The organism is Mycoplasma tullyi, from assembly GCF_014068355.1.
Taxonomy (GTDB): Bacteria; Bacillota_I; Bacilli_A; order Mycoplasmatales; family Mycoplasmoidaceae; genus Mycoplasmoides; species Mycoplasmoides tullyi.
The window spans coordinates 732516-753439 of sequence record NZ_CP059674.1 but is presented as its reverse complement, the minus strand read 5'-3'; the positions used below and the strand labels follow the sequence as shown (position 1 = coordinate 753439).

General features: G+C 31.8%; 13 protein-coding genes. 12 read left to right on the top strand and 1 reads right to left on the bottom strand.

Going from position 1 to position 20924, the window contains the following annotated elements; translation table 4 throughout:
• Positions 1–292: 292 nt before the first annotated feature.
• The 6 genes from H3143_RS02955 to H3143_RS02930 all read left to right on the top strand — a co-directional run bounded on the left by H3143_RS02955 (position 293) and on the right by H3143_RS02930 (position 12450).
• Positions 293–2317, top strand: a complete 2025-nt coding sequence (locus tag H3143_RS02955) for an FIVAR domain-containing protein (RefSeq protein WP_182078719.1) — start codon at positions 293–295, stop codon at positions 2315–2317.
• A 345-nt stretch (positions 2318–2662) separates the two neighbouring features.
• Entirely contained in the window at positions 2663–3424 is a 762-nt protein-coding gene (locus tag H3143_RS02950; RefSeq protein WP_182078718.1) for an FIVAR domain-containing protein, read from the top strand.
• 336 nt (positions 3425–3760) lie between these two features.
• Positions 3761–5677 carry an FIVAR domain-containing protein gene (locus H3143_RS02945; protein ID WP_182078717.1) on the top strand — a complete coding sequence of 639 codons (1917 nt, stop codon included), beginning with the start codon at positions 3761–3763 and terminating at the stop codon, positions 5675–5677.
• Between the two features lie 293 nt (positions 5678–5970).
• Complete coding sequence (locus H3143_RS02940; RefSeq protein WP_182078716.1) at positions 5971–8004, top strand: hypothetical protein; 2034 nt, start codon at positions 5971–5973, stop codon at positions 8002–8004.
• 224 nt (positions 8005–8228) lie between these two features.
• Complete coding sequence (locus tag H3143_RS02935) at positions 8229–10214, top strand: FIVAR domain-containing protein (RefSeq protein WP_182078715.1); 1986 nt, start codon at positions 8229–8231, stop codon at positions 10212–10214.
• Between the two features lie 253 nt (positions 10215–10467).
• The gene (locus H3143_RS02930) at positions 10468–12450 is read left to right on the top strand and encodes a hypothetical protein (RefSeq protein ID WP_182078714.1); all 1983 of its coding nucleotides are present in this window, start codon (positions 10468–10470) and stop codon (positions 12448–12450) included.
• Between the two features lie 133 nt (positions 12451–12583).
• Here H3143_RS02930 and H3143_RS03525 read toward each other — a convergent pair whose 3' ends face one another.
• Positions 12584–12715, bottom strand: a complete 132-nt coding sequence (locus H3143_RS03525) for a hypothetical protein (RefSeq protein ID WP_267128822.1) — start codon at positions 12713–12715, stop codon at positions 12584–12586.
• Between the two features lie 52 nt (positions 12716–12767).
• Between H3143_RS03525 and H3143_RS02925 the strand changes: the two genes are divergently transcribed.
• From H3143_RS02925 to deoC, 6 genes are all read left to right on the top strand, one after another.
• Positions 12768–14852, top strand: a complete 2085-nt coding sequence (locus tag H3143_RS02925) for an FIVAR domain-containing protein (protein ID WP_182078713.1) — start codon at positions 12768–12770, stop codon at positions 14850–14852.
• 372 nt (positions 14853–15224) lie between these two features.
• Complete coding sequence (locus H3143_RS02920) at positions 15225–16883, top strand: ABC transporter ATP-binding protein (RefSeq protein WP_182078712.1); 1659 nt, start codon at positions 15225–15227, stop codon at positions 16881–16883.
• Positions 16870–18519: an ABC transporter permease gene (locus H3143_RS02915; protein ID WP_182078711.1), complete on the top strand. Its 1650-nt coding sequence runs from the start codon at positions 16870–16872 to the stop codon at positions 18517–18519. Before H3143_RS02920 ends, H3143_RS02915 begins: the two co-directional genes overlap by 14 nt.
• Positions 18519–19451, top strand: coding sequence for an ABC transporter permease (locus tag H3143_RS02910; protein WP_182078710.1), 933 nt, complete (start codon positions 18519–18521; stop codon positions 19449–19451). Before H3143_RS02915 ends, H3143_RS02910 begins: the two co-directional genes overlap by 1 nt.
• Positions 19452–19535: 84 nt before the next feature.
• Positions 19536–20246, top strand: coding sequence for a purine-nucleoside phosphorylase (gene deoD / locus H3143_RS02905; protein ID WP_182078709.1), 711 nt, complete (start codon positions 19536–19538; stop codon positions 20244–20246).
• Between the two features lie 6 nt (positions 20247–20252).
• Positions 20253–20924 carry a deoxyribose-phosphate aldolase gene (gene deoC, locus H3143_RS02900; protein ID WP_182078708.1) on the top strand — a complete coding sequence of 224 codons (672 nt, stop codon included), beginning with the start codon at positions 20253–20255 and terminating at the stop codon, positions 20922–20924.

Below are 20924 nucleotides of genomic sequence, written 5' to 3'. Positions count from 1 at the left end.
AATCAATAAAACATGAAATTTGTTTAAGTACAAGTTTCATGTTTTTTAATTTTGTGAAAAACCTTATTTTATGGACGTCTGGATTTTGTATACAATTTAAAACATTTAAAACCTTTATTTTCTAGAAGAAGAAGAAGAAGAAGAAGAAGAAGAAGAAGAAGCTCTTAGACGGCTTAGCGACACGGACAATCCCCCCTCAAAAGACAATAAAGCTAAATTTGTTCCTTATTGAACTTATATATTTACTTTTAATGAATTTGCGATATCCGCAGAGTCGTTAATTTAACTTTAAGTGAAAAGTAAAAGCATTTTAAAGTTCGTTAGTTTATTAGGTGTAGGTTCGTTTGTTTCCTTAGCTGCTGCAAGTTGTACTCAATCGATTGTACCTGTCACTAATTCAAGCACATCCACTAGTAATCAAGATTCATCTAGTAGCAGAACAACCATGACTGACAGAATGTCTGACAGCGATCCTAGTTCAGGCGATAGTCAAGAAATGAATACCCCCGAACAACAATTAGCAGCTGCTAGGCAAGCATTAACAGATTTACTGAATACAGAATCTAACAACATCGCCTTGTATTCAGATTATGCTGTGATTCAAAATACTTTAAAATCAGCGTATGAAACTGCTAAAAAAGAGTCAGAAAATGCTAACGCTACATTAGAAGATATTAAATCTGTAGAAACTACTCTAAAGACAGCTATTAGTAAGGCAGAAAGCGAAAAACGAGCATTTGATAGCGCTAATCAACCTTTAGTAACTGCGTACAACGAACTAAAGACTACATTGCAATCTAATAAAGTTTCATTAGATGGATTGTCTGAAAATAAATACAGCGCTATTAAAAATAAAGTTAGTTCAGTATTTGATGTAGGTAGTGGAATATTAACTCATAAATTAGATTCTTTGATGGGAGAAAACCTTGGAGTTGAAAATATTACTAAAGCTAATCAAGATATAAAAGATGCTCTTGAAAATTTAGCGAAATGAAAGCAAAACGCAGACGAGTTTGATAATTTTAAAAAGAACCGGTTATCTGAAGCTCAATTAACAAGAGGGACTGATTCAGCACAAAATCAAGCTCAACCATCAAACTGAAGTTTTGTAGGTTATAGTGCAGACGTAACTGGATCAAATTTACAAAACTTAAGTTTTGTTCAAAGAAAAGTTTGAATGAGCGACAGAGGTACAACTAGTCCAGTTGCCTCTCCTGTTTTATCTACTGATGTTTCTTGAATCTATAGTTTCGCTGGAGAAGGAACTAAATACACATTAAAGTTTACTTATTATGGACCATCGATAGCCTATTTATATTTTCCTTATAAATTAGTTAAAAATGCTGATTCAAGTTCTCTAGCGCTTCAATACAAATTAAATGATTCTAACCCAAAAGCTATAAATTTCCAATCCACTCAAACTGCCTCTGCTAATTCTGTTCCAAGCCATGGTGAAACTTCTCCTGATAGCGCTCCTGAATCTGGAATGACACCCGAAACTCCAGTTGCTGATGAAATGACAACTTCTAATAATGCAACAAATCCTATTCCAACAGTAAGTGATATCAATGTAGCAAAAATTAAATTAACAGATTTAATCTTTGGTGAAAATACATTAGAATTTAGCCTTCCAACAGATATGCCCGCTAAAGTATCTCCAATGATCGGTAATATGTATCTTACTTCAAATTCTGAAAGTGAAGATAAAATATATAATGAAATCTTTGGAAATACAAACGAAAACGATACCTCTGTAACAGTTGATCTATTAAAAGGATATGGTCTTACTTCTGCTTGATCAATATATGTAGGTGAATTTAAAAATCTAATGAGAGCAGGTGAATCATCTTCAAATTCACATACTGACACTCCAAGTTATTTAGTTGGATTTATTGCTGGACCTAGTGAAAGAGTTCTAGCCTCTAGTGTCAGAAGTCCAATTAAAACTCCAGCAGGAATGAGACAAAATAGAACTTATACAATCTATGTAAATGCCCCACAAGTTGGTGATTATTATATTAGTGGATCTTATATATCATCTATGATGCAAAGATCATTAAAATTTCAAACAGGTGATACTGCTAATGCAGTAACAATTAATGTTACATCAACAACAAGTTTTAGTACATTAGAAAGATTTAATACAGGTGATATGGGTACTAGTGTTGTTATGAGTAATCAAAAGAGTGCTTTAAACCTTAAGAAAGGTCTTAATAAGATAATTATTAGTGGAAATAATGATACTCCTTTTATAGGTAATTTAACATTTACTTTAAATAATGCTCCAACAAATGATGCTGGAAGTGAGAACATGTAAGTGGGATCACAAATATTAGCCTAATATTTATATTCAAATAAAGTAACAAGCTAGTTATCCAAAATAATAAATACCAGAACCATAAAAGATTCTGGTATTTTTATTTATTAAAAGAGGAACAATTTAACCATGTACACACCCCAAAAATCGTAAAACCCTTTATTTCTAGAAGAAGAAGAAGAAGAAGAAGAAGAAGCTCTTATTCGTTTAGATGCGAATTTTAGAGCTTCTAGATGATAATCAAGTCTATATAACTTTATATATTTTTAAATCAATAATTTACGCAACATACGTAATTTGTTTAATACGTATAAGCGTATTTTATTGCTTTATCTTTAAGTGAAAATGAAAAGAAAAAACGTATTAAAATTTGTTAGTTTATTAAGTATTGGTTCGTTTGTAACCTTAACAGCTGCAAGCTGTACTAAAGAAACTGCTCCGTCTCAAAACACCACTTCTGCTACTGAACCTAGTAGTCGTGCTAATGAACCTAGTTTTGAAAGAAGAATGGACACTTCTGAAAGAGATGCAACAGCTGCTAGAAGTTCTTTAGTAACACTACTTGCTTCTAAAGCTCAAAACACTGGACTGTATGATGATTATGCAAAAATCAAAGATAAACTATCAAGAGCATATGATTCAGCTAGACGCGTTCTTGATAGTTCTAGTTCAACTACACAAAATCTTATCGACGCTACTAGTGTTTTACAAACAGAAATTAACAATGCAGCTAAAGATAAATCTGATTTTGACAGAGCTAATAGTAAATTAGTAGATGAATATGAAGATTTAAAGACCGCATTAGAACAAGAAACAACAATTTTAGAAACTGTTAAAGATGCAAAAGTTAAACTAGCACTAGTTGCTTTGTTTAAACAAGCTAAGAATATTGTTGATAAGACTCTAGTTCCTATTGATGGGAACTCTCCTGGAGTTATTCAGGTGACTATAGTTAGTGAAGGTCTTTCAAAATCAATTGCTGGACTTAAATTAGCGAATGTATTTGAAGGACTTAAAGGTCTTAATACGCTTAATAAAGGTCTTAAAGGTCTTAAAGCGCTAAAAGGTCTTAGACGAATGCGAATGAAAATGGGAATGGAATCATAAGCATTTCTTCAAATTAATTATTAATAACTTATCAATAGTTTTGTAGGTGTAGTTTCATGTAGATGAGCTCTTGGGACCTTGCAAAATATATAGTTTTAACATCACCAGAATCTGTAAAAGGATTTTGGTGATGCTTTGTATAAAAAGCTAAATAGAGCTTTTTGGATAAAAAAACGAAAAGAAAAACTTCTTATTTTAAAAGGAGGATTCCTTGGAATCTAAAGCTAAGATAAGTTCTCTATAGAGAAAAAAGAATTAAAGATACTTTTCACTGAACTTAATATATACTAACTTTAACGTTTTCGAATTATTTTCAATTAATTGGTTTAACTAGAAATGAAAAGAAGAAATATATTGAAGTTTGTTAGTTTATTAAGTGCTGGTTCTTTTGTGATGTTAGCAGCTGCAAGCTGTACTCAACCTAACAATACAAATCAAAATCCTAATTCAGGATCAACTCCTACAACTCCTACTGATCCTAGTCAAGAATTAGCAGCTGCTAAAACTGCTTTATCATTATTACTTGATACCAAAAATCAGAATATTCAAATGTATGTTGATTATGCAAAGATTCAAGATACTTTAATAAAAGCATATGATACTGCTAAAGACGTTCTAGACGATACAGCTTCAACTACTCAAAATCTTAAAGATGCTACAACAGTACTAGAATCGGCCATTTCTACTGCTGAGAAAGCTAAAACAGATTTTGATACTAAAAACAGTGCATTAGTAACTGCATATAATAGTTTAAAAGAATCACTAAAGGTAGAAGATACTATTTTAGCTTCTGTTGAAGAAGCTAACTATTCTGCAATTAAAGAAAACCTTGTTGCCTTATATTCTCAAGCTAAAGCTATTGTTAAAACCACTTTAGACCCTATTACAGGCAACATTCCCCAAGCTAAGAGTGTAATGGACATTAGTCAACCTCTTGCTAATGCCATTATGAGAAATAATGCTTGAAAACAAAATGCTGATAATTTAGTTAATAGTTTTATTAAACAAACTCTAGTTAAAAAAGATTTAACTGGAGTTAGTCAAACTGCAGAACAACCTGGTAATTACAGTTTTGTTGGTTATAGTGTTGATGTAGATAATGCAAATTGAAGTTTTGCTAAAAGACAAGTATGAAGTAGTTTAGTTGATCATTTAGCACCTGCAGTAGCTGATGATGAAAATAAACCAGTTACTCCTTTAACAGATGTTTCTTGAATTTACAGTTTGGCTGGTGATAATGCTAAATATACATTGAACTTCCGTTACTTTGGAGCTCAGCAACAAACGGCTTATTTATATTTCCCTTATAAGTTGGTTAAAACTGGAGATTCAAGTACTGTCGGACTTCAATATAGCTTAAATGGTGGTGAAGCTCAGCAAATTAGTTTTGCAGAAAGTTCAGGGGCTGGTGCAAGTGATGATTCTGGTGGCGAAAGCCAAGCTATGCCTAGTTCCGCTCACATGAATTCAACACCAACGGTTGATGATATTAAGGTCGCTAAAATCGCTTTATCAAATCTAAAATTCAATTCAAACACAGTTGAATTTAGTGTTCCATCAGGTAAGGTAGCTCCAATGATTGGTAATATGTATATTACTTCATCTGATAAAGTAGAGAATAAAGATAAGATCTATTCTGATATGTTTGGTAACACCTATAACAAGGAAACCGATCCAACAGCTGTAACTGTTGATTTATTAAAAGGTTATAGTCTTGCTACTAGCTACAATATTTTTGTTCAACAATTCAAAAATTTAATGCAAGACAATAACCAAATCTCTAAACCTGTTTATTTAGTAGGGTTTATTGGTGGTGCTCAAACGCGTTTTCAAAACAAAATGATATCAGAGTTTACTAACTCTAAAGATAATCCAAACAAGAATGATGGAGAAAGAACATTCACAATCTATGTAAATGCTCCACAAGCTGGAAATTATTATATTAGTGGATCATATATTACTACTCAAAGAGAACCAAGATCAGTAAGATTTGAAGCTAAAGATAAGTCTACTAATTCTGTAGCAATTACTGTAATGTCAGATACAAACTTTGAGACATTAAAAACTTTTGATACTTCATCAACACTTACGACTGTTATTTCACAGAACTCTAATAAAACCTTAAACTTACAGAAAGGTTTAAATAAAATTGTTATAACGAGTGTTGATGGTAAAGATACACCTTTTATAGGCAACTTAACATTTACGTTGATGGGTGAAGCTGCTAATCCGTCTGCTAATAATGGTAATTAAATAAGAGTTCAAACAAGTAACTAAAAAATAATTATTATTACAAGAACTTGTAAATAGTTTTTTTTGTTCTTTTGTGAACTGAAAGTGTCATTTTTGAGCTCAGAAGTAAACTACAAAACCCTTATTTTCTAGAAGAAGAAGAAGAAGAAGAAGTTCCTAGGAAAATTGGGAGTTGCGAACAAATTTTCTTAAGCGATAATAAAGACAATAAATCTAAATTTGTTCTTTATTGAACTTTCAATATCGTTTACTTAATTTATTTAAGTTTACGAAATTAATTAGTTTAACTTAACATGAAAAGAAAAAACGTATTAAAGTTTGTTAGTTTATTAGGTATTGGATCTTTTGTTATGCTAGCAGCTGCTAGCTGTACTCAAGCAATTACGCCGGTTCCAAAATCTGGTACTACTACTTCCGACCCAAATGCTACTAACCCAAACTCTTCTAATAATGGTAGAGATATGACAGACAACATGTCTGGAGTAAATAGTAATCCAACAAACGATCAAGGTATGGTTGATCCTTCTATTCAACAATTAGCATCTGCTAAAAAATCATTAACTGATTTACTTAATACAGAAACTACTAACATTACTACATATTCTGATTATGCCAAAATTGAAAGTGCTTTAAAATCAGCATATGATAATGCAAAAAATGTAGCAAATAACTCAGATTCAACATTAGAGAATCTGAAATCTGCAGAAGCATCACTGCGAACTGCGCTTCAGACAGCTGCAACTAATAAACAAACTTTTGATAATGAAAACAAAGCTTTAGTAACTGCTTACAATGATTTAAAAACTACATTGTTATCTAAAGAAACTACTTTATCAACTTTATCTGTAGATAAATATAGTGGTATCAAAGATCATGTTATTAAAGCATTAGATATAGGTAGTGGAATAATAAGTCAAAAATTAGATTCTATTCCTGGAACTGATCTTGCCGCAGACACTATTGTTAAAGCAGATCAAGATATAAAAGATGATCTTGGTAAACTGCAAGAATGGATGCAAAATGCTGACAAGTTCTCTAACTATGAAAAGAATCCGTTATCTAAAACTCAAATAACTACAGGAACTGGTGCGAGTAATACTAGTCAACAACCAGGTAATTACAGTTTTGTCGCTTTTAGTGCTAACCCAACTTCTGCCAACACCACGCCACCAGGTTGAAACTTTGCACAAAGAAAAGTTTGGGGTACTCTGACTGCTCCATTAGCAACACAAACTACTACAGGTGAAAATCAAGAATCTATTCCTCTTACAGATGTTTCATGAATCTATAACCTAAATGGAATGGGGACTAAATATACGTTAGATTTTACTTATTATGGACCATCTACAGGTTATTTATACTTCCCTTATAAATTAGTTGACAATAGTCAAAGTACTAAAGTAGGTCTTCAATATAAATTAAATGAAGGTAGTGAAACACCAATTTCATTTATGCCAACTGCTACATCTGCTCAACCAGCTAGTAGAGCAGCGGAAGCGCCTTCTTCTGATCAAGCTTCAGATTCAAATCAAAACATGGCTGTTGCTACCCAAACAAACCCAACACCAACAGTAGACGACATTAAAGTTGCTAAAATCACTTTAACAAACTTAAAATTTGGTAAAAACACTGTTGAGTTTAGTGTTCCTAATGGTGATAATATGGTAGCTCCAATGATTGGAAATATGTACTTAACCTCTAATCAAAATAGTACAGATGAGATCTACGATAGTATCTTTGGTAACAGTTTGTCTGATAACAATTCTGTAACTGTAGACATATTAAATGGATATAGTTTATCTGCAAGCTATTCGATATATGTTAGACAGTTTACTGGTTTACACCAAGCTCCATCTAATAACCCTATTTATTTAGTTGGTTATATTGGTGGTAGTGCAGGTCGTGAAGATCAACCAGCTATTTCAGGATCTAATAGATTACCTAACACCAATGGTGCTAATAGATCATTAACTGTATATGTTAATGCTCCAAAAGATGGAGATTATTATGTTGGTGGTTCGTATTTAACAAATCAAAACAGAATGATAAGTTTCTCTAACAAGAGTACTGGTGAAGCTAGTAGTAATTCTTTAATGTTAAATATTATGGGACAAACCGACTGAAACACTTTAGGGAAATTTGATACATCTAATAATACAAATATTGCTAATGGATCAAGTACAACAAATATGACTTTAAACCTTAAAAAAGGTTTAAACAAAATTGATATCGGTGGAGTAAGTAGTGGTGACACTCCTTATATTGGTAATCTAGTATTTACTTTAAAAAACTCTACACAAGGGAATGCAGAACCTAATCAAATGTAGTTTAAATCCTTCATAGGATTGTTGATAAAATCGTTTATTTCAGAATAAGAAGTTAGATTAGTTAAGCTAAGTAATTAACATCAGAATCAATAATTCTGATGTTTTTTATTGAAAACTAAAAGTGAACTTCTATAAGCAGAACAAAGTAAATAAATTTGTTTTATTAAATTTTGTATATTTAAATTAATAGATTCGAGTTATATTAAACCTTCAATTTAACTTTCATGAATAAAAAGAACATTATCAAGTTCGTTAGTTTATTAGGTGTTGGTTCATTTGTAATGTTAGCAGCTACAAGTTGTACTAAAAATATTACCCTAACCTCTAATTCAAAAACTACAAGTGATACAGACAACACTTCTAACACATCGTCTAATAACAACACTAATTCAGGTAGTAGTGCAGAAATGAATAATGTTTCGCGCAGTGGTGCAAAAACTAATACTACTGATCAACCATTAGCAACTCCTAGACAAACACTAATCGATTTAATTGGCACTGAAAATAACAACATTAACTTGTATTCTGATTATGGCCAAATTCTAAGTGATTTAAGATCAGCATATAAAACTGCTAAAAATGCATCTAAAAATACCAATGCAACATTAGCTGAAATTAAATCTATAGAAACAACACTACAAGCAGCTATTAATAAAGCTGCAACTGATAAACAAACTTTTGATAATAATAATCGCGCTTTAGTAACTGCATATAATGAACTAAAGACTACATTACAATCTAAAACAACAACATTAGAAGGATTGACTGAAGAACGATACAGTGGTATTAAACATGAATTAGATTCATTGTATGATGTAGGTGCTGGAATAATCAATCAAAAATTAGATTCTATTTCTGGAACTAATCTAGCTGCAAATACTGTTGTTAAAGCAAACAAAGATATCAAGGATGCTCTTAGCGCACTTGATAGTTGAAAGACTAATGCTAATGCTTTAGCTACGAGCTATATCAAACAAGCTTTAGTTAAGGATAAACTAACAGGTATTGATTCTAATAATACGGTTCAACCTGGTAATTACAGCTTTGCTGGTTATAGTGTTGATGTAACAAGCGATTCAAGTGCTCACCCTAACTGAAGTTTTGCCCAAAGAAAAGCTTGAACGAGTAATGAGAATATTTTTAATTCACCTCAACCAGTAACTGATATCTCATGGATTTATGGGATAGCTGGAACTAATGCAAAATATACTTTAACTTTTAATTACTACGGATCTTCAACAGGTTACTTATATTTTCCTTATAAGTTAGTTAAAACTGGTGATAATGTTGGATTGCAATACAAGTTAAATAATGCACCTAATCCAACTGAGATTACTTTTGGAGATATGGGAACTGATAATGGTAAAACTCCAACAGTTGGTGATATTAATGTAGCTAAAGTTGCATTACCTAACTTAAACTTTGGTGCAAACACCATTGAATTTAGTGTTCCAACAAGTGATTCTACTAAAGTAGCTCCAATGATTGGTAACATGTATCTAACTTCTAATTCAGATAATGCTGATCAGATTTATGACAACATCTTTGGTAACAATACATCACAAGATGATTCTGTTTCAGTTGATCTATTAAATGGCTATAGTCTTGGTGCTAACTATAGTATGCTATTTTATCGACTTAGTAATTACACTGAAAACAGTGTAATGCAAACTAATAAGCCTGCTTATTTAGTTGGATTTATTGGTGGTTCGGGGGAACGTATTGCTAATAATACTACTGCACAATCAAATTATGTCAATTTCAATAGAAATCCGATAACTAATGGTTCAAGTAGAACATTAACAATTTATGTTAATGCTCCAAAAACAGGTGAGTATAGTATTCATAGTACTTATATTTATTCAGCAGGAAATAACAACACTACTGGAACAAGAAGTATAAAATTCTCTACAGACAGTAGTAATGATACTAATGCTGTAAGTATCACTGTTAAGAGTTTAGGTAGTTGAAGTATATTAGGAAAAATTGATACAAGCTCTAGTGATACTAGTGGTATCACAACAGGTTCTAAAAGAACCTTAAATTTACAACAAGGTTTAAATAAAGTTATTGTCAGTCAAGTAAGTGGTGATACTCCTTATATAGGCAATTTAACATTTACTTTAAGTGATACTCCGCAAGTGAATGCAGTAAATAATACGAATGAGAATAATGCAGAGGGAGGTTCAGTTACTCCTGAATCTAGATAAAAAAATTATTTATCTTTGACAAGATTCTAAGTAAGTTATGAATTGTAAGCATCAGCATTAACAGTTCTGGTGCTTTTTTTATTTAAAAAGGGAAGTTACTTTTTTAAAAGTTGACAGTTATAAGCCAAAACCCTTATTTTCTAGAAGAAGAAGAAGAAGAAGAAGAAGAAGAAGAAGAAGAATCTCTTAGACGCTAAAGTTAAGGAAAGAAAGACATCCGTAAGGAAAATAAAGCTAAATCGATCTTATTCTTATGAAAAATAAAAATATTATAAAGTTCGTTGGTTTATTAGGTGTTGGTTCGTTTGTTATGTTAGCGGCTGCAAGCTGTACCCAAAGAGTTTCACAGGTTACTAAGTCAAGTTCTACTAATACTAACCAGAACTCTTCTAGTAATAGTAGAAATATGTCAGGCGAGACACCAAATGAAAATGCTACTTCAAAAAGTGGTGCAGGAATGAACAATCCTTCAAGTGGTGGTGCAAAGGCGAACGATCCTGCCCAACAATTAGCTTCTGCTAGGCAAGCATTAAACAATTTGCTTGACACCGAAAACAATAACGTTAATTTATATTCTGACTATGCTCAAATTCAAAATGCATTAAAAACAGCATATAAAACAACTAAAGATGCATCAGAAAATACTAACGCATCTTTAGACGAAGTGAAGTCATTACAAACTGCATTACAAGCAGCAATTGATAAAGCTGCAACCGATAAAAAAGCTTTTGACAATAATAACCAAGCTTTAGTAACTGCATATAATGAATTAAAAGTTACATTACAATCTAAAGCAACTACTTTAGATGGATTGTCTGAAGATAAATACAGTGCTATTAAAAATAAATTAATTTCATTGTTTGATGTAGGTACTGGAATAATTGATCAAAAATTAGATTCTATTTCTAGAACCACTAGTCTTGCTGCTGATAATGTTAGTAAAGCAAATAAAGATATCAAAGATGCTCTTAGTGCACTTGATGGGTGAAAGACTAATGCTGACGCTTTAGCCACAAGTTATGTTAAACAAGCTTTAGTTAAAACTCAACTGACAGGTGTAACTAACAATATGGATCAACCTGGTAACTACAGTTTTGTAGGTTACAGTGTTGATGTAACATCAGGATCTAATATGACTCCTAACTGGAGTTTTGCTCAAAGAAAAGCTTGAACATCTAACGATAATATTCTTAATACAGATAAACCGGTAACTGATGTTTCATGAATTTATGGTTTAGTTGGGACTGATGCAAAATATACCTTAACATTTAATTATTACGGTCCTTCAACAGGTTATTTATATTTCCCTTATAAATTAGTTAAATCAGGTGATTCAGGTAATGTCGCGCTTCAATATAAATTAAATGATGCACCAGAAGCAACTGCTATTACTTTTGATGAAGGTGATACTTATAATGGTAAAACTCCATCTGTTAGTGATATTAATGTAGCGAAAATCACATTAACAGATTTAAAGTTTGGTGCAAACAAGATCGAATTTAGTCTTCCAACAGGTGATCCTGCAAAAGTAGCTCCTATGATTGGGAATATGTACTTAACCTCTAATTCAGATAATGCTAACAAGATCTCTAATAGCATTTTTGGTAATGATGTAACCAGCGATAATTCTGTTACAGTTAATCTATTAAACGGTTATAGTTTGGGTACTAACTATAGTATGTTATTTTACCAACTAAGTAATTACACTGTGAATGATGCAATGCCAACATCTGAACCCGCTTATTTAGTTGGATTTATCGGTGGTGCTCAAATAAGAAACGTTAGTCCAACTCCAAGCAACAATAATACATCTCCAGCTCAAGATAATGATAGTAGAACATTAACAATTTATGTTAATGTTCCAAAAACTGGTGAATACAGTATTCATAGTACTTATATTTATTCAGCTGGTAGTAGTGATACTACTACAACTAGAAGCATAAAATTCTCTACAGATAGTAGTAATGATTCTAATGCGGTAAGCATTACTGTTAAAAGTTTAGGTAGTTGAAGTAAATTAGGACAAATTGATACAAGTTCTAGTGAGACTAGTGGTATCACAACAGGTTCTAAAAGAACCTTGAATTTACAACAAGGTTTAAATAAAGTTATTGTCAGTCAAGTAAGTGGTGATACTCCTTATATAGGCAATTTAACATTTACTTTGAGTGATACTCCGCAAGAGAATGCAAACCCAAGTACAACTGTAGCTTCGACGATGCCTGAATCTAGATAATAAGATCCTTATTTATAATAAGTTTTTAGGTTAGTTATTAAAATCATTAACACCAGGATTATAGTTCTGGTGTTTTTTATGTAAAAAACCTAAAGTAACGTATATGTATCTGAGTGGCAAGACTCTAAAACCCTTATTTTCTAGAAGAAGAAGAAGAAGAAGAAGAAGAAGAAGAAGAAGAAGCTCTTAGAAGGTTACGAATCATTACCCACTTGTCAATAAACGAAAATGAAGTTAAATTAATTCGATTTTTATTTAATTTCATGTATTTTTCTTAATTTATTTAAGTTAGATATAATTCTTTATTTTTATTGTTTATGAAAAGAAAAAACATTATTAAGTTTGTTAGTTTATTGGGTATGGGTTCATTTGTAATGTTAGCAGCTGCAAGCTGTACTCAAGCAATATCACTTGTTCCGAATTCAAGTTCTTCAAGTAATAGCGAAAATCCATCTAACACCACCCTCAATAAAAACACCAATTCAAATAGTGGCGCAGAAATGAATGATGCCCCAAGCGGTGGTACTGAAGCTAACAATGTTGATCAACAATTAGCAGCTGCTAGGCAAGTTTTAACAACATTAATTGATTCTGAAACTAATAATATCAGTCTTTATGCTGATTATGCAAAAATAAAAGCAACTTTAACATCTGCATACTCAACTTCTAAATCTACATTAGACAATGAGAATGCTACTGTAGAACAAGTTAAAAATGCCACATCAACTTTACAAACAGCTATTGACACAGCTGCTAACAATAAACGAACTTTTGATAGTGCCAATCAACCCTTAGTCACTGCATACAATTCATTAAAATTAACGGTAAAAAACGAGAATAATGTTTTAGGTGGTTTAACAGAGACTTATTTTGAAACAATTAAAAATAATTTAACAACTCTATATGAATCTGGTAAGACGCTTACCAACCAACCATTAGAAACAATGGATGGAAGTGTAACATTAAAAGCAGAAGATGTAGCTGGTGCTAATACTAAGATTACGGATGCCCTTTCTAAACTTAATGATTGAAAGAGTAACGCAGAAACTTTATCAACAGGTTTTCTTAAAGAAGTTTTAGATAAAACTAAATTAACAGGTGTTGATAGTAGTAATCAACAACAACCAGGAAACTATAGCTTTGTTGGTTATAGTGTAGATGTTGGTACAGGTACAAGTGGAAGCGATCGTCCTAATTGAAGTTTTGCACAAAGAAAAGCTTGAACAAGTAATACAGCAATACTAAATCAAACACAACCAGTGAGTGATGTATCATGAATCTATAGTTTAACTGGAACAGACGGAAAATACACCCTAACATTTAATAATTACGGACCATCAACAGGTTATTTATATTTCCCTTATAAGTTAATTAAAACTAGTGATAACGTTGGGTTACAGTATAAACTGAATAATAAAGAGGCACAAACTGTTGAATTTAAACCAGCAACTCAATCAGCAGGCACTAGTCGTGCAACAGAAGCTGCTCCGCCTATGGCTTTAGAAAATGCTGACCCAGCAATGAATCAAACTGCTACAATGAATGAAACTCCAACAGTAGCTGATATTAATGTAGCTAAAATTAAGTTAACTGATTTAATTTTTGGTCAAAACACAGTTGAGTTTAGCGTTCCGACAATGAATGGTGAAAGTGCATCTAAAGTAGCACCTTTAATCGGAAACATGTACATAACTTCATCAGATGATGAAACTAATAAAAATAAGATTTACGATAGTATTTTTGGTAATACTTTATCAGAAGATAATAATCAAAAATCTGTTTCAGTTGATCTCTTGAAAGGTTATGGGTTAGCTGCAAACTACAGCATGTTGTTTTATCAATTAACTAACCCAAGAAGTACTAATAGTGCGCAAATTTCTAGTCCAGCTTATTTTGTTGGATTTATCGGTGGTAATCAGAGTCGACTTGGAACTATTACAGATACGGTAATGCGTATGTATCCAAATTTCAATAGTACTCCTTCTGGTACTAATCTGGATGGCGATCATAGAACATACACAATCTATGTGAATGCTCCGCAAGCTGGTAACTATTCTATTAGTGGGTCTTACATTTTTTCAAGTAGTATGGCTAATGCAACAAGAAGCATAAGATTCTATAAAGACAATGATAGTACTCATGCTGTAGATTTCATAGCGAATAAACAAGCTGATTGAAATACTGTGGGGAACTTTAACACAATGGATAACATGACTACTGCTCGTAGTTCAACAAATTCTAATAAAACTTTAAGTTTACAAAAAGGCTTAAACAAAATTCTTTTAGCTGGTATAAACACTGGTGATACTCCGTACATAGGGAATTTAACATTTACTTTAAATAGTGCTGCACAAGGTGATGCGGTTGCTACTGCTTCTACTTCAGGTAGTTCACAATCTTAAAGTTTGTAAATAAACAAGGACGAAGTTAGTTAGATAAACATATTAAGTTATGAAAAATTAAATGAAGTTTTAATTGTTGATTTAAAGCTTTGTTTATTTTTTTATTCTTTTCTCGATAAAAATACATATCTTTAATAAATAAGGTATGTTACTAGATATGTAAATCAATTTCCAAATAACCTACGCACAACATAAAATTACTGAAAAAGTTAAGTTGTAATCACTTTTTTATTCCAGAAATAATCGCAAAATAAATATGTATATTTATAAAAATTTATCTAAACAAAGAACTATTATTAATAATTGGAGAATTGGGTTAGTTTTCTTTAATTTTAGTTAAAATAAAACAAAATAAAATGAGAGGATCTTAGTTTGGATACACAAGAATATGCATTGCGAATGGTTGATATCCATAAATCCTTTAATAACGGCCAGATAAAAGCTAACTCAGGAATTAATCTGTCAGTTAAGAGGAATGAAATACACGCCATTATCGGTGAGAATGGAGCAGGTAAATCAACTCTTATGTCAATCTTGTTTGGACTTTACAAACAAGATGAAGGGCAGATTTATGTTTGGGGTAAAGAAGTTAACTTTAAATCTTCTAAAGATGCTTCAAAGGCAAAGATCGGAATGGTTCACCAGCACTTTAAGTTGATAGATAACTTTAAGGTGATTGATAATATCATCTTAGGATCTGAATCTACAAAATTTGGAATTATTCACTATAAGAAGAGTGTTAATAAATTAAAGAAGATCATTGATGAATATAATTTTAAGATTGATCTAAATGCCAAGGTATCTTCTTTAACTGTTGGTGAACAGCAAAAAGTCGAAATCTTAAAAGTTCTTTATCGTGATGCTGATCTTTTAATTTTTGATGAACCTACAGCTGTATTATCAGATAATGAGATTGAAAGTTTTCTAGAAATCTTAAAAGAGTTTAAAGCTAAAAATAAAACGATCCTTATTATTAGTCATAAGTTACATGAGATTAAAGCGATTGCTGATAATGCAACTATCATTAGAAAAGGTGTATATGTTGATTCAGTTGATGTAAAGAACACTTCTATAGAAGATATGGCTGAACTAATGGTTGGTAGAACTATTATTCCTTCAATCAATGAATCACCTGTGACAAGTGATGAAGTTGTTCTAAGTGTTAGAGATCTAAATTTAGATACTAAGACAGCTGAAGAAAAATATGATGAATTATTAAATAAAGCTTCTTCAGTAACTAAGACAACTTTTACTAAAGGATGACAGACAGCTAAGCAAACATGAGAAAAGCTTAGTCATTCTGAACACCAAAAGAAATATATTAATTTTGAGATTAAAAAAGGTGAGATTTTTGCAGTAGCTGGTGTTGAGGGTAATGGGCAATCTAAACTAATTGAACTTATCTCAGGTTTGAAGAAATCTGAATCAAACAAGATCTTTTTTAGAGATGATAACAAATTAGTAGACATTTCAAAACTATCTATTAAGAAACGATCAAGATTAGGGATCTCTTTTGTTCCAGAAGACCGACACAAACATGGTTTGACTTTGGATGAGAATGTCAGACTAAACTCAGTTAATAATTTAATTGATAAAAAACCTTTCTCAGATAAAGGTTTTATTGTTCCGTTTGAAATTGCAAAATACGCTCAGGACATCATTGATAAGTTCGATGTTCGAGGAACAGCCAACGGAACAGCATTATCAAGATCATTATCTGGTGGTAACCAACAAAAGTTAATTATTGGTCGAGAAATGAGCAAAAAACACGAGTTGTTAATCTTAGCTCAACCAACAAGAGGTCTTGATGTAGGAGCGATCCAATACATCCACGGTCAAATTATTGAAGCTAAAAAACAAGGTAAAGCAGTTTTATTAGTTTCTTATGAACTAGATGAAATTATGGCACTAGCTGATACGATTGCAGTTATTAGTCGTAATAATTTCATTGGTGTTGGTTCTAAAGAAGAGATGACAAGATCCAAAATCGGTCAATTGTTAGCAGGAGAAGCAATGAATGAATCAGTTTAAAAAGTATCCGAATTTTTTGATCGGTTTTGATCGATTATTTTATCGTACAGAACATAAATCAACCAGAAGAAGAGTTTTAAGTATTATTGTTTTAATTCTGGTTGCTTTGTTAGTAATTTATGGAATTCTAGTAGCTACAAACGTAAACCCTTTTGCATTTATATCTTTATTTACTAGAGGATTAAGAGATCAAAAACAACAACAAGATTTCATTACCAATATTGGGATTTTTACTTTAGCAGGACTATCTTTTGGTTTTGCTATGCAAGTAAAAATCTTTAATATTGGAATTTCGGGTCAGATGCTTGCTGGTGCTAGCTTTGCTTTCATTATTACCCATTATTTAGCACAAGCAGGTTTTACACCAGCAGTAGGGGGACAATTAATCACAATCATCTTATCGATGTTTGTGGCTGCATTTGTTTCAGTATTAACTGGAATATTTAAGATCTACTTGAAGATCAATGAAGTAGTATCTGCGATCTTATTAAACTGAATTATTTTATTAATCGTAGGCACGATTATTAATAATCACTTCATTGATAGTGCTCAAAGATTAAATGGTAATTTCTTATCTGTTAAATTCCCTGATCAATATGCATTCTATGTTGTTGATGGTCCAACATTCTTTACTAGTAATACGGGTTGAGTTTGAACAATTGCAGTAACTGCAGTTTGTGTTGTAATCGTTTGAGTATTATTAAGATTTACGGTGTTTGGACACAAACTAAAAACTACAGGTTTATCTAGCAGTTCAGCTGAATACTTTGGATACAATAAGAACTTATTACAATTAAGTTCTTTTGCAATTTCAGGAGCAATTGCAGGAATCTTAGGTGTTGTTGTTTATAGTGGTCAAGCTTCTCAAGCAATTGATTTTAGTTCAGTAGGAAGATTTGGTTTATCTTCTGTTCCGATTGAAGGGTTTAATGGTATTGCGATTTCATTAATTGCCTTAAACAACCCTTGAGGAATTGTGATCGTATCAATGTTGTTTTCATTGATCTCAGTAGGTCAAGGTCCAGCAAACTTACCAACTCCACAAACGTTATCTTTAACTCTAGGTGTATTGATGTACATTATCTCGGTTTATGGTTTGATGAATTACTTAAAACCATGAAGATGAATAATCATCAAGATCTATGGAGATAAAAATATAACCGAATATCAAAACTTAGAGAACAATATGGCTGCTTTATCTGAGAAGCATCTATTCAAAGTTAAGAAACTACAAAAAGATTTAAGTCATCAACTAAACGAACAATATAATAGCAAGCTTAAAGTTTTCTTGATGAGTTTAGTTAACCCGATTAAAATTCTTTTCTTAAAAGAATATAAGGATCAGGTAAACATCTACAAAAATGAATACGTGCAAGAACGCATTAACATCGTTAATGAGTTTTATCACAGTTGTGTGTTTAACTCAATTCTTGCTACTGAAAAAATAATTCAAGATTATGATAGTTCTAAAAACCAAAAACTATTAAATAAATTAAGTAAGTGAAATAAAGAAGAAAGAAGAATTCAAAAACTTGCTACGACATTGCAAGATGATATGAAGGTACAAGTTGATAAACACATCAAATCAATAAATGAAAAGATTAGTAATCTAAACATTAATAAGGAGGCTAGATAATGTTTTCACCAACACAACTAGATCAATGATTAATTCTAGCCCCTGCCCTTATTCTTGGTGTTTTTGGTGGTTATTTATCTGAACGTGTCGGGATTGTTAATATTGCCATTAATGGAACAATGACGTTTGGTGCAACGTTCTTTGTTTTATTCTCAAATATCTTTTTTAGAGCAATGGGTGGAGTATTATCAACCACATACAACTGAACGTTTTTAGCTTCCATATTATTATCTGCTTTATTATCAGTTCCTGTAGGAATCTTATTTGGATTTGCCACGATTAAATTAAAAGCTGATCATGTGATTGCAGGTACTGGAATTAACTTATTAGCAACTGGAATTGGACAGATCTTATCAGACCGTGCTACTACACTATTTGGAAGACCAAGTCTTGATAATGTTTATAATCGAACATTAAGATCAAATAGTGTTAGTACTGAAGCAATAATCATCTTTGTTTTATTCGTTATCTTTTTCATCATTCTATATGTAGTGATGAACTTTTCAAAGATTGGATTAAGATATCGAGCAGTAGGTGAAAACCCTAATGCTGTTGATTCACAAGGAATTAATGTTACTAAATACCAATGAATTGGGATTATTCTAGCTAGTGTTGTAGCTGGATCTGGTGGTGCTTTATTTGGTTACTACCAATCTGGTAGATCATTTGCTGGAGATGTTGATGGCATTGGGTTTATTGCTTTAGCAATCTTAATCGTTAGTGGATGGAAATTACTACCAATCACTGTCATTGGTTTGGTATTCAGTTCACTATTAGTTTATTCAACTTCAACTACAGAAGTTCCCCAATCACAGGTTTATTTAATTAGAACTATTCCATATGCATTAACATTAGCAACAATGTTATTACTTGGTAAGTTCTCAATTGGGCCTAAGAATGTCGGAAACCATTTTGATAAAGGACTAAGGTAGAAAAAAATAATCTTAACAATCAGTTTTATAAGTTAGATAATTAAATATATATAGACAAATTCGAAAAAGATAGGTAATTAAAGAATGACTCCACATATTAAAGCAAAAAAAGAAGAGATCGCAAAGACTGTAATTATGCCTGGTGATCCATTAAGAGCTAAATGGATCGCAGAAACATTTCTAGAAGACTACAAACTAGTTAATGAAGTAAGAAATATGTTTGCTTTTACAGGTAAATATAAAGGTACAGAAGTTACAGTTATGGGTCATGGGATGGGTAATCCTTCAATTGGGATCTACACTCATGAACTTTATAATTTTTATGATGTTGAAAACATTATTCGTGTAGGTTCATGTGGTGCATTAGTTGAGAACGTTAATTTGGGTGATGTGATTCTAGAAAGTAAGGCTTATAGTGAATCACCTTATGCGATGTTAATCGGGGTGGATGTACAAAATAAAACTAATTACCCTTCACAAAAGTTATTAGAACTATCAAAAAAAACAGCAGTTGAATTAAAGATTAACTACCACGAAGGGTTAGTTATCTGTGAAGATGCGTTTTATCAAACTTTATACACTCCAAAACAAGCTAATGAGAAATGAAACGCGATTGCTGTAGAGATGGAAGGTTTTGCTTTGAACGCTAATGCACAAAAAGCTAAAAAACATTCAATGACAATCTTAACAGTATCAGATTCATTAGTTACACACGAATCAATGAGTCCAGATAAGCGTCAAACAACCTTTAAGAATATGGTTGAATTAGCGCTTAATGTAGCTACTAAACTATAAAAAATTATGAGTATTCTAAATTTCAACAAATTAATTGATCACACTAATTTAAAACCAAACGCGACATATGAGGAGATCGAAAGATTATGTCATGAAGCGATTGAATATGGTTTTTTTAGTGTTTGCGTAAATCCAGCTTATATCAAAACTGCAAAAAAGATCTTAGCTAAATCACCCGTAAAAGTTTGTACGGTAGTTGGTTTTCCTTTAGGTCAAACTTTTAGTGAACAAAAGGTTCATGAAGCTAAAACTTCGATTAAGATGGGTGCTGATGAAATTGATATGGTGATCAATATTCCAGAACTAATTAATGGTTGTGCTTGTGTGATTGATGAGATCAGACAAGTTAAAAAAGCTTGTGGTGAAAAAGTTTTAAAAGTGATCGTAGAAACTGCATTATTAACAGATGAACAGATTGCAAAAGCTACTTTAGCTTGTATTGATGGTGGAGCTGATTTTATTAAAACTTCAACTGGGTTTTCAACTCGTGGTGCTAGTTTAAATGACATTAAGATTATGCAACAAGCTTCTCAAGACAAGATTCAAATCAAAGCTAGTGGGGGGATTTCTACTGCTAGAGAACTAATCGAATTTGTTCAAGCTGGTGCTGATCGTATCGGCACTTCTCGTTCAGTTAAATTAATGCAAGAATTAAAAACCATGGATTTAGCTAAATAA